This window comes from Candidatus Cardinium hertigii, assembly GCF_003176915.1.
GTDB lineage: Bacteria > Bacteroidota > Bacteroidia > Cytophagales > Amoebophilaceae > Cardinium > Cardinium hertigii_A.
In genome coordinates this window covers 565,278-577,516 of sequence record NZ_CP029619.1, presented here as the reverse complement: position 1 = coordinate 577,516, position 12,239 = coordinate 565,278, and the positions used below count along the sequence as shown (strand labels likewise).

Below are 12,239 nucleotides of genomic sequence, written 5' to 3'. Positions count from 1 at the left end.
CCACTGGAAGTTGGTACTATGGTATACCTTTTTCCTAAAGGATAAACCCTTTGCAGATATGATAAAAAAATTAATTGTACGTATTGGAAATGAATCCAAGGTAGCTTGGATGGCACTGTATACCCTTCTTTCCACATTGTTGGTTTTTAGTATAATTGGTGTACAGGGCTATTTGATCTATTTAGCTGTGTTGCAACTGGCAGGGGCTTCCTTCCTATTACTATGCTATGTTTTTCTTTCGGAAGATAAAATTCCAAATAGGCTAATGGTCTCATTCTACTGTCTAAGTGTACTATTTAGTTTCATGGGTACCTTTTGGTATTGGAGTAATACAGTTGATGCTAAGCATGTTCTTTTTTTATTGTTGATACCTTCTCTTATCATTTTATTGTTATTGCCTCTTGCCCTACGTAGGGGCTATGTATTTCTCATGTTCGTTTGTTATATCACCACTACAAGTAAACTCGTACAGCTATGGCCATTGTGTCAAGGCGTATTATATGCCCAGCTTGGGCTTGGAATATTTGCTTTTATAGTTATTCTGCAATGTGAATCAGCCGTATCTGCCAGGAAAAATTTTCATTTAAAAAAACAATGCAAGGTTAAAGATAGGAAGGACCCTTGTGACCATTTAGTTGACGCTGAGCAGTCAAACAAGGCTACGCTTATAGCGCATAAAGGTGGATTAAGCGATTATGATAGAGAATATCTTGAATTTGAGGAAGAATTTTTAAAAAGAATAGCTCAATCTGATGTTTATACGTTTGAGGAGCCCGCTGAAATAACGATAGATGAACTGATGGTTAGCGTAGAAACTGCTTTAAAGAAAGAAAAATTAAGGCGCGTGCCTAGGTTATTGGTAATAAAGCAGGATGCGCATGTCCCGGATAAAATCTTCTGTAAGGTTAAAACAATAGTACGTCTATTGGTTACGGCTGTTTTGCGTATGATAGACTTGGACTTCTGTAAGAGACAATGTGTACATATAAAACTAAGTAGCACACAGTTACAATACAATTTCAATAACTTTATGGAGGATGGTTCCTTATCAAACATACGTTTTCCTGCTGTAGCAATAGCCATTAATAATATTACGGTACATCCTGCAGCACTTCCTGAGCTGCAGACGTGCTACCAGGATGGCTTAGGGGATTATTTTTACAGTGACAATGGCATTGTACCAATGTATTGGAATCGGAGTATGGAGATCATAAGAGACGCTGCCTATACGCATTATGGGTATGTAGAAGTACCCAATTGCTGTACCCTGTTAGTGGTGTTGCCTTGTAATTCTGCAAATAGTATTGAGGATAAGATGATTGCCCAGTTACCTTTAAAATTTAAGGAGAGCGTTACGGTAAAGGAAGAAAAGGCCTCTGTGCGGATCTTAGAATCCTTTTATTGGTACGCTTCTCGAATAATCCGTTTAAACGCAGCTGAGGTGGGAGGAATATTACTTTTGTTAAGACGTTGCTATGGGTTTCAACGGCATGCATCTGGGAAATTATTGTATGTTAGGGCGGTAGGTATTGCTGAAACGGTAGCTAGTTGGGTGTTCTATTCTTATGCACCTGTTTATGCTGCGCTGCTTTATGATTTGGCACGCTACAGTAGTTTACCGCTTTCTTACCTTAAGGCAAATTATGATCCATCTGTTTTTTATTTGATAGAAATGTTATTGCGTATAGACAAACAGATACAACTAAGAGACCTTCCGTCAGTTATAAATGATTGCCGCAGTTTCGGATTAAGAGAATTAATACTTTCTATAATTTATATTAAACTAGCTGAACGGGTTTATGATTTAAATCACGCTATAGGTTATACCAGTCTAGAAACAGTTAAACATATGGTTCAAGAAACTTTGTCTACCTATGTGGAACTAGCGGAAAGATTACAGAGCCCTGAAATTAAGAATTTATTAACATATGTAGCGAAAAAAGCGTTGGAAAATGGGCGTAAAAAATAGCAATGCTACCATTTCATAATCGACAGGGTGTGTGGTGCTTTGGTGTAGCCTAAGGCATTATTCTGCTCACGGGATGTGTCCTATTGATGTTGCTGAACGGAGACGAATAGGAAAGACATGGTATGGTTTTTATGGTCTAAGGAAAAAAAGCAAGAACAGCTTCCGGTAGGCTAAACAATAGCGTATTACCTTGGTATCAAGATCAAAGTATACCTATCTTACGTATTTTAACAGATCGAGGTACTGAATATAAAGGTAAAATAGAATACCATGCTTTTGAATTATTTTTAAGCATAGAAAGTATAGAACATACTATAACTAAGGCCTATTCACCGCAAATCAATGGACTTTGTGAGCTGCTTTAATGAAACTATGAAACAGGAATGCTTTGCTACAGCTATGCGTAAGAAGAGCTATACAAATCTAGATGACTTACAACAAGACTTAGATAGTTGGCTGCATTACTATACCCATGAACAACCCCATTCTGGGAAATAGGGTTAGGGTAAAACAGCTATCCAAACTTGGGAGGATAGTAAAAAGCATTGGTCTTTGAAAAATAATCAAATCTTGTACCTTAAAAAGACACCTGGCAGGCTAAACTTAACTGACAGTTAGAAGGCTAAATTTCTAGCGCCCGTATGATTAAATCTTGATTTATATAAATGAATCAAGATAAATGATTAATTTAAGTTAACGTTTAATTAAAAATAAAAGTGTATTTTGTAACGGCCTCGAGTTATATAATATTTCTAATTCTGCTCCTTCTGCTGTTCTTGTTGCTCCTGTTAATTCTGCTGCTCCGACGATACTGAATGTTTTACTATGATTACATGATGCTTTACTAGAATTACATGCCAGCATTGCTGTAGAAAGAAACAATAAAGACAAGATGCTTTTTAAACTTAAGTTTTGCATATGCTTCATTCATTGAATGGTGATAGTAATTGATATCGAAATCTATTTATTATCAAATGAAAAACTATCGGAATAAAAATCCTCCTTCCTATTGTCATTTACTTTTGTACGCTACATATTTTATCTTTAATTTGAAGCTAAGAGCATACCCTTACTACATTAAATAGTTACAGTGCTTTATAGTGCATGGTATCCTATACCGATGCCCGTTGTAAACATTTCTATTTATTAAATGAGCGTACCTCTCTTGCTTGAAAGGGAAATAAGCAATCAAGGGGAAAGAAATTTCCCCTTCAGTTGGTTTTGTATTTTACATAATAAGAAGTATCATAAAAGATACTAAAATAATGACCTAAATGAATAAGTTTATTGCAACGATCTCCTGCTGTAGAATGAAAGTATATTTACCTAATTTTTAGTGTTACTAATGTAACGATTGCTAGTAAAAGGTTAATGATCAAAAAGCGGGTTACAATTTTAGCTTCATGCCAGCCTAGTTTTTGGTAGTGATGGTGAATCGGCGCCATTTTAAAAATTCTTTTGCCATATCCATAGCGCTTTCTTGTATATTTGAAGTAGCCTGTTTGTAATATAACGGATAAGTTTTCTATTACAAATAGGCCACATAGTAGGGGGAGTAGTAATTCCTTTCGGATACAAATAGCTACTACAGCGATGACCGCACCAATGGTTAGGCTACCTGTATCTCCCATAAAAATTTGAGCGGGGTAACTATTGTACCAAAGGAAGCCCATGCAGGCACCCACAAATGCAGAACAAAATATAGTTAGTTCCCCTAAATGGGGAATATACATTATACACAAATATTTAGCAAATATGATGTGTCCGGATAAATAAGCCATAATGGCCAATGTGGTACTGATGACGATAGCAGTAGTAGTAGCTAATCCATCCAAGCCATCTGTTAAATTAGCACCATTGGAAACGGCAGCTATAATAAAAATAACGATAAGAACATACACAATCCAGGTATATCCTTCTTTCCCCAATAAGTAGTGACTGAGTTGGGCATAATCCAGTGTGCGCTCTTTAAAAAATGGGATGGTTGTTTGGGTAGATTTCTTATCTCTATAGGGAGAGGGTATGGTTTGATCAGCAGCTACACTAGCTACTATCTCAACTGTTTCACGTATGACTACATCTTTATGAAAGTAGAGTGTACTACCTACTATACAACCCAATACTATTTGGCCTGCTATTTTTATCCAGCCATTAAGTCCTTTTTTTTTTTGTTGGATTACCTTTATATAGTCATCTAGGTAGCCAACGAGTCCCATACATATAGTAGTGGTTAACAATAAGATAATATAAACGTTATGCCATTTTGAAAAAAGTAAGGTGGGCAATACAGTAGCCAGTATAATCAAAAAGCCACCCATGGTAGGCGTATTGGCTTTAGCTGTTGTGGAGAAGCCCAGCGCTCGATTGTTTTCGATGATTTGTTTTTTGCGTAAGTAATCTATAAACCGTTGTCCTAGTAAAAAAGTGGTAGTGAAAGAGCCCAATAAAGCCATGGCAGCACGAAAGGAAATATATTTAAAGAGGCCTGTTCCTGGCCAATGGAATGCGTCGTGTAGATAATCAAATAGATAATATAACATAGGATGGGCCTAGTTATGCAACCTGGGTGTAATGGTGCAAATTTCCTAGCAATAAGCGTTTATACTTTCTCCTCTTGATACTGTTTCAATAATTTCCTTAAGACCTTGCCTATGTTGGATTTAGGCAAAGTCTTACAGAATTCTATGTATTTAGGTATTTTATAGCGTGTCATCCTTTCCTTGCAGTAAGCTATGATTTCTTCAGCTGTAAGGGTAGCATCTTTTTTTACAATAAACACCTTAATAGCCTCCTTTAGGCTAATATCTGCTACGCCAATGGCACCCACTTCAAGTACTTTGGGGTGTCCCATTAGAACTTGTTCTATTTCATTTGGGTATACATTGAAACCAGAAATGTTAACCATGTCTTTTTTTCGATCTACCAGAATAAATCCTTTTTCATCCATGATGGCGATATCGCCTGTTCTCAGCCAACCATCCACAAAGGTTTCTTCTGTTTCTGATGGTTTATGCCAATAAGAACGGGTAACCTGCGGTCCTTTAACCAATAGTTCCCCTGCTGTTCCGTAGGGAACAGCTTCTCCCTTTGCAGTTGCTATCCGGACATGGGTATTCGGAAGAGGAATATAGTGGGTACTATTGTGTATGTTACTGGCTACACCTGGTGCACATTCCGTTAGCCCATAACCCTCTATAAGTTTGCTGGTTGTTAAGTCTTCCCATTGCTTTTTTACTGTCTCATAGGTTTGCATGCCGCCTGAGAAGGTATATTTAAAGGTATGAAAACAAAGTGCACCGAATTTTTTATCTGCTAGTAATTTAGTAAACAGCGTATTAACACCTATTAGGCAGGTAGGTTGGTATGCCAACCATTCCTTTATGAGCCTGTGGATGTCTCTGGGATTGGTTATAAGCAAGCATCTTGCACCTAGTTGCGCCATAGTAAATAGGCTGCTTAACCCAAAAATATGGTAAAGCGGTAAGGGAATGATAACCCGTTCTTTTTTTTCTTTTAATACAAAGCCTAGCGTAGCCGCTACTTGTTGAATATTGGTTGTAAGATTCCCATGGGATAAAACAGCACCTTTTGCTACCCCTGTTGTACCACCTGTATATTGCAAAAGTGCCGTGTCGGAAGCTTGTAAATCAACTGGAAGAAAAACAACCTTTTCCCCTTTTGCCAATGCCTGCTTAAAAGAAACAGCACCTGGTAGATGGTAAGCAGGTACTAGTTTCTTAATGTATTTGATAATGAAATTAAGTATTTTCCCTTTAAAAGCGCCGAGCATATCGCCTACCGTGGTAATAATTACGGTTTGAATAGCGGTATCTGGTAAGATTTCCGCGAGCTTATGGGCAAAATTTTCTAGTACAATAATGGCTTGTGCCTTTGCATCTTTAAGCTGATGAAGCATTTCATGGGATGTATACTGCGGATTTATGTTTACTACAACCAACCCTGCCCGTAGCATACCCAACAGTACGATAGGATATTGCAATAAATTAGGTAGCTGAATGGCGACCGTTGATCCTACTTTTAACGAGGTATACTGCTGAAGGTAGGCTGCAAAGATCTTAGACAATTTGTCTACTGTGCGAAAAGTCAGTATCTTGCCCATATTTTCACACATGGGTAAATTACCGTACCGAGCAACCATATCTTCCATAAGATGGATAAAGGAACGGTACTTAGTTACATCAATGTTGCATGGAACAGAAAAAGGATTCTGTTTTATCCCTGGTGTATTGATCATAATAGGTTAGGCCATAAAGATTAATGAGTAAGCACCCCCCTAATATAATAATATTTAAAGAATAGGATGCTAAAAGTCGTTAAGTTGTTGGGTTGTAATGGTGTAATTTTTTGCTTCGGATTCTATGAGGCATGGATAGGTCCTAATATTTTTCCCTATGTCAGGTAAGAAAATACTATTTTCTGCACGGGTCTGTATTAAGAATAGACGGGCTGCTTTTGAGTATACTTTTTTAGATCGCTATACGGCAGGTCTTATTTTACAGGGTACGGAAATAAAATCCATTCGAATGGGAAAAGTATCTTTGCAGGAGTCCTATTGTTATTTTCACCAAGGTGCCTTTCGGGTTAAAGGGATGTATATTGCGCCCTATAGACAGGGCAATATATACAATCATGAAGAGGCACGGGACCGTACATTATTGCTACAAAAAAAGGAAATAGAAAAGCTATTAAAAAGTCAGGTAAAGGGGGTAACCATTATTCCACTGCAATTGTTTATCAATGCGCGTGGTTTTGCTAAGCTAGAAATTGCTTTGGCACGTGGTAAAAAGATATATGATAAGCGTCAAACCATTAAGGAACGGGATTTAGAGCGAGCAGGAATGCATAGCAATGGTTAAGAAGTAGAGAGGTGTCCCTTCCCCCAACCTTTCTTTAAGGGATGCTCTGCATGCTACTGTCCCCATGGAATTTAAAGCAGCAGTCTGTTGTGGATAAAGGAGCGTTGGCGGTTATGTCAATATGACATAATTTTACAGCCCATGTTTATGTTGGCATGGACTTTGTATTAGCTTGAAAGTAGAGCTGATATTTTGCAAAAAAAATATAAAAGAAGGAGGATCCTCCTTCAAGGATCAGGAAATGCTAGATATTTATAATACAAAACGGAATGAGCAATGGGAAAAATAATTGGAATAGATTTAGGCACCACTAATTCTTGTGTGGCCGTTATGGAAGGAAATGAACCGGTAGTTATTGCCAACAATGAAGGAAAGAGAACAACCCCTTCTATAGTAGCTTTTCTAAATGAGGGAAAGGGGGAACGTAAAACAGGAGATCCTGCTAAGCGTCAAGCCATTATCAACCCCAACAATACCATTGCCTCCATTAAGCGCTTTATGGGTAAGGATTATGGAAGTGTACAGAATGAAATCAAAGAAGTAGCCTATAAGGTAGAAGAGGGAAGCAATCATACGGTTCGGGTACGCATAGGGGATAAATTGTATACGCCTCAAGAAATTTCAGCTGTCATTTTACAAAAAATGAAAAGCTCTGCAGAGGATTATTTAGGCACAACGGTTACCGAAGCAGTTATTACCGTACCAGCCTATTTTAACGATGCGGAGCGGCAAGCTACTAAGGAAGCAGGTGAAATAGCGGGGTTGACAGTTAAGCGTATTATTAACGAGCCTACTGCAGCTGCTTTGGCCTATGGGTTAGATAGGCAAAATAAAGATATGACCATTGCAGTATTTGACTTAGGAGGAGGTACCTTTGATGTTTCTATTTTGGAATTAGGGGAAGGTGTTTTTGAAGTTAAATCAACCAATGGAGATATTCATTTAGGAGGGGATGATTTCGATCAGAAAATAACAAATTGGTTAGCGGACAATTTTCAAAAAGAAGAAGGGGTTAATTTACGGAAGGACCCAACTGCTTTACAGCGGCTAAGGGAAGCAGCAGAAAAAGCTAAAATAGAGCTTTCGAGTGCTACCACTACAGAAATTAATCTGCCTTACATTACAGCCATTGATGGTGTGCCTAAGCATTTGGTACAGCGGCTTTCCAGGGCGCAATTCGAGCAGTTAGTGGATGACTTGGTTCAACGTACGTTGGATCCTTGTAAGCAAGCATTAAGAGATGCTTTTGGAGACATCGCCAATCCACAACAGAAGATTCACGAGGTTATCCTAGTAGGTGGTTCCACCCGTATTCCTAAGATTCAAGAAGAGGTGGAGCGTTTCTTTGGGAAGAAACCATCAAAAGGCGTTAACCCCGATGAAGTGGTTGCGATAGGAGCAGCTATTCAGGGTGGCGTGTTAACGGGAGAGGTCAAAGATATTTTATTATTGGATGTTATTCCGCTTTCATTAGGTATTGAAACGTTGGGAGGTGTATTTACCAAATTAATTGAGGCCAATACCACTATTCCGATTAAGCGATCGGAAGTTTTCTCTACCGCTACAGACAATCAATCTTCTGTTATGGTGCATGTACTTCAGGGCAATAGATCTATGGCCAAGCATAACCGTACGATAGGTCAATTTCATTTATCTGAGATACCCCCTGCGCCAAAAGGTGTTCCGCAAATAGAAGTTACCTTTGATGTAGATGCCAATGGTATTTTGCATGTTTCTGCCAAAGATAGAGGTACGGGTAGGGAACAAAAAATTCGTATTGAAGCCTCCTCTGGTTTAACAGAAGCAGAAATTAAACGCATGAAGTCGGAAGCGGAGCTCAATGCTGCGACAGATAAGACAGAAAGAGAAACCGTGGATAAAATAAATCAAGCAGATTCTTTAATCTTTGATGTTGAAAAACAGCTTAAAGAATTAGATGATAAGGTAGAAGAGACAGATAAACAAAATGTAACGGCAGGGATAGCCGCCTTACAAACAGCCAAGGAAGCCAAGGATCTTCCAGCACTTGATAAGGCTTTAGAAGCTTTAAACAAGATTTGGGTTGATGTGATGACCAGATCCTATCAAAAAGTGCATGCTGCACAGGAAGCAGCTGGTTCGCAAAAACCTGATGCAGCTGGTAAAGAAGAGAAAGAAGCAACTGAGGCTGAATTTGAAGAAATAAAATAAGGCTACTGAAACGGTAGGGTTAAAGGCAGTATACAGTAGCGGTTGGTATTGAAAATAATGTATACTACTGTAGGTGCTCTTTATTTTTAATGAAATGCCTTTTAGTTGTAATAAAAAGAGAAGGAAGGCTGTAAGCTAAGCGGTTTGGATGGTTAGCTTACAGGCTGGCCTTTTTAGTAGTTTTGTAGGTCTATGCAGTATAATGTTTGTTTTTAATCCAGTAAAGGTACTTTTAAAGCATGCGTAGAAGGATAAGATCCATTTTCTTGCGCAGCTTGTTGTTACGCTAATGGTTTAGTGCAATGGAGCAGAAAAAATTTAGCTCGTTAATCTATAAAAAAGCAGGGTTGTACCCTTGTAAGTATATAGCAATTAAAAGCGCATGAAATTCTTCATTAGGCGCTGTAAAGCAATACAATGAAGAGGCAAGCAGTATAACAAACAGAAGGGTAGGGGAAATAATTCTACCTTATAGGATCGCTTTCTCTACAGGTTAAAGACCCCAATAGGGGATTGTTTAATTGAGTTAGAATGATTAAATTGCTATATATAATACTTTGTCTTTTTATTTCTAGCTTACACTACTCCTATGCGTAAAGCCAGGTACTATTATAGCCCTGTTACTTGCAGTTACGAACGCGTTAAAGCATCTCCGTGGCTATTTGTAGTACGTACTGGTTTGCTTTTTTCTTGTGCGTTTGTATTGGCTTGCTTCATGGTACGTTACTATAGGAGTTGTTTTAGCTCTCCGAAGGAAATAGAGCTTTTAGAGGATAATAAACAGCTCCAAGCTTACTATAATACGGTACAGCAGCATATAGAAAAGTGTAATACGCTTTTGGTTGCGTTACAGGAGCGGGATGATACGTTCAGGCTGCTTTTAGGGAAGGAGCCGCTTTCTGTTGTGGAACGCAATGCTGGTATAGGGGGTGTTAACAAGTATGCCCATTTGTGCAATAATGCTTTAATTAGCCAGACACTATCTAAGCTAGATCAGCTAACCAGTAAATTGACCATTCAAAAGAAATCTTGTGATTCTCTATTAAAGTTTGCCCAACAATCGGAGCGTAAGTTTAAATCTATGCCTACTTTTCCGCCTGTATCTAAAAAACATTTAAAAAGAATTTCAGGTACTTTTGGGATGCGTTTTCATCCTATATTTAAGATACCTAAGATGCATGAGGGCGTTGATTTTGCGGCACCCATCCGTGCACCCATCTATGCAGCTGCTGATGGGCGAGTAAAGTGGATTAAGAGTGAAAAAAAAGGATTCGGTAATCATCTCTTAATTGAGCATGATAATGGATTTCAGACGCTCTATGCGCATATGCATACCATAGATGTAGAGGGAAAACAACGTGTGGTAAGGGGGCAACAAATTGGTCTAGTAGGTAATTCAGGTCATTCGACCGCTCCGCATTTGCATTATGAGGTTTACCATAATGGGAATCGGGTAGATCCCTTACTCTATCTTGTAGAGGGATTAACAGATGTTGAATATGAGGAAATTCGCAGAAAAGCTGCGCAACAAACCCAAACACTTTGCTACTAAGTGAAAAAAAATATTTTACCATACGGGAGGTTTCCCAACATTTTGCAGTAGCGCCTTCTTTGATACGCTATTGGGAAAAGGAATTCAAGCCTATATTTCAACCAAATAAAAACAGTAAAGGTGCTAGAAGGTATACAGCAGAAGACCTTACCCAGTTTAGCTATATTTATCATTTAGTGAAAGAAAAAGGGTATAGTTTAGCAGGTGCCCGTAAAGTTATGCAGAAACGGCATACCCTTGCTTCTATTCCACCGGCAGAAGTGGTGCAACGTTTGCATAAGCTACGTGCTTTTTTGCTTAAGCTAAAGGAGCAAATAGGGAAAAGATAACCCAGCTGCTTCCTCTCACACGATGTGGGATTTCCCTCGGTAGCCTGGTTTATATTTAGGGCAACCAACCAATCAATGGTGGAAGTAACCTCCATTTTGCACAAGGAACCCAAATTTCAGTTGGGTAATTGTTTGGGTATAAATAAACTATTGTCAATAATTGCATTATTTTTAGCCACTGTAGCTTTTCGTATACAACCTACTATTGTACAATGGATCTATATGGCTTCTTCGCCTATACAGGCCAGGAAATTGTTTTTGTATTCTGGTATTTTTTCTCTGGTAATAGAGGGATTTATAGTTTTAATAGGACTCTTCCTTTTTGTCAAGGCACCCACGTTAGCCAAGGATCAAATTTGGCCCTATGTATTTGAAAACACTCCTGTTATTTTAAAAGGGTTTATTGCCATTAGTTTACTGGCTATGGCCATGTCTACGGCTGATTCTTTATTAAATGTATGCGCCGTCATGGTAAGTCATGATATAGTAGGTGGTGTACAAGTTAAGAGGGTAATAACAGATAAGCATAAACTTGTATTAGCTAGAGTAACTGTTTTAGTAGTAGGTATCTGTGCTATGTTATTGGTCTTTCGGGAAAGAGATTTATTGGAATTATTAAAGTTTATTTTTGATTTTTCTGTTCCTATTGTAACTGCCCCTTTTTTTTTGGCTATCTATGGCTTTCGTGGAAGTTCCCGTACGGCTTTAATAGGCATGTTGACTGGGGTATTAGCTATCTTAGTCTGGAAACAGTGGGTTGAGCCCAGAATAAATATAGATGGTGCCTTTCCTTCTATGCTGGCCAATGGTTTAGCTATGTTAGCCGCCCATTATCTATTGCCGCAACCAGCAGGAACAGGATGGATACCTCCTGATAAGATTTACCAGCAAAGACAGCAGGAAAAGGCAAGAATAAAAAGGCGTAGTAAACAAGAAAGGCAAAACTTCTTTTTAAAAGCGCAGCTAGCAAAATTTAAGCCGTCTAGAACAGGGTTGTTGTTATCAGGTATTTATTTACTTGTTATAGGAGTTGCTACCTTTGGCTATTGCTATGATTATAGCCAAAGTCTATACAGCTATAGCTTATTGCTATTGCCTTGTATGGGTTTGCTCTACATGGGATGTTCCGTCTATGGCTACCAGACTATTCCAGATTGGGTATAGGCAGCTGTTGGTTTTTTAGTTTGTTAATTGCTCTCCCGCTCCATCGCCTCCTTAGCTGCTGCCTCTGCAAAGCACTTTTAGTCCCTTTAGTTTTATTTTTTACCCATGGAACGGTTTTACTATGGGCATTACCACTCTACTGGAGCCTAAGAGGCGTA

At 38.5% G+C, this 12,239-nt stretch carries 9 protein-coding genes and 1 pseudogene; 7 read left to right on the top strand and 3 right to left on the bottom strand.

The genetic code is table 11. From position 1 onward, the window contains the following. Positions 1-58 precede the first annotated feature (58 nt). Positions 59-1,969: an HD domain-containing protein gene (locus DK880_RS02270; protein ID WP_162534123.1), complete on the top strand. Its 1,911-nt coding sequence runs from the start codon at positions 59-61 to the stop codon at positions 1,967-1,969. Between the two features lie 143 nt (positions 1,970-2,112). Beyond that, positions 2,113-2,587, top strand: a pseudogene (locus tag DK880_RS02265) (integrase core domain-containing protein); the annotation flags it as partial. A 75-nt stretch (positions 2,588-2,662) separates the two neighbouring features. Here DK880_RS02265 and DK880_RS02260 read toward each other — a convergent pair. From DK880_RS02260 to DK880_RS02250, 3 genes are all read right to left on the bottom strand, one after another. Then, on the bottom strand, positions 2,663-2,887 hold the full coding sequence (locus DK880_RS02260) for a hypothetical protein (protein WP_162534122.1): 225 nt from the start codon (positions 2,885-2,887) through the stop codon (positions 2,663-2,665). A 404-nt stretch (positions 2,888-3,291) separates the two neighbouring features. Beyond that, positions 3,292-4,509 (bottom strand): phospho-N-acetylmuramoyl-pentapeptide-transferase, encoded by a 1,218-nt coding sequence (gene mraY, locus DK880_RS02255; protein WP_109997207.1) that lies wholly within the window; start codon positions 4,507-4,509, stop codon positions 3,292-3,294. Between the two features lie 59 nt (positions 4,510-4,568). Then, complete coding sequence (locus DK880_RS02250) at positions 4,569-6,224, bottom strand: AMP-binding protein (protein WP_109997206.1); 1,656 nt, start codon at positions 6,222-6,224, stop codon at positions 4,569-4,571. A 157-nt stretch (positions 6,225-6,381) separates the two neighbouring features. Here DK880_RS02250 and smpB point away from each other — a divergent pair, with 157 nt between their 5' ends. The 5 genes from smpB to DK880_RS02225 all read left to right on the top strand — a co-directional run bounded on the left by smpB (position 6,382) and on the right by DK880_RS02225 (position 12,081). Next, positions 6,382-6,846 carry an SsrA-binding protein SmpB gene (gene smpB, locus DK880_RS02245; protein WP_109997205.1) on the top strand — a complete coding sequence of 155 codons (465 nt, stop codon included), beginning with the start codon at positions 6,382-6,384 and terminating at the stop codon, positions 6,844-6,846. Between the two features lie 276 nt (positions 6,847-7,122). Next, positions 7,123-9,036, top strand: a complete 1,914-nt coding sequence (gene dnaK, locus DK880_RS02240) for a molecular chaperone DnaK (RefSeq protein ID WP_109997204.1) — start codon at positions 7,123-7,125, stop codon at positions 9,034-9,036. Positions 9,037-9,625: 589 nt separating this feature from the next. After that, complete coding sequence (locus tag DK880_RS02235) at positions 9,626-10,588, top strand: M23 family metallopeptidase (RefSeq protein WP_109997203.1); 963 nt, start codon at positions 9,626-9,628, stop codon at positions 10,586-10,588. Further along, positions 10,579-10,917, top strand: coding sequence for a MerR family transcriptional regulator (locus DK880_RS02230; RefSeq protein ID WP_109997202.1), 339 nt, complete (start codon positions 10,579-10,581; stop codon positions 10,915-10,917). Before DK880_RS02235 ends, DK880_RS02230 begins: the two co-directional genes overlap by 10 nt. A gap of 75 nt (positions 10,918-10,992) precedes the next feature. Next, the gene (locus DK880_RS02225; protein WP_109997201.1) at positions 10,993-12,081 is read left to right on the top strand and encodes a sodium:solute symporter family protein; all 1,089 of its coding nucleotides are present in this window, start codon (positions 10,993-10,995) and stop codon (positions 12,079-12,081) included. Positions 12,082-12,239 lie beyond the last annotated feature (158 nt).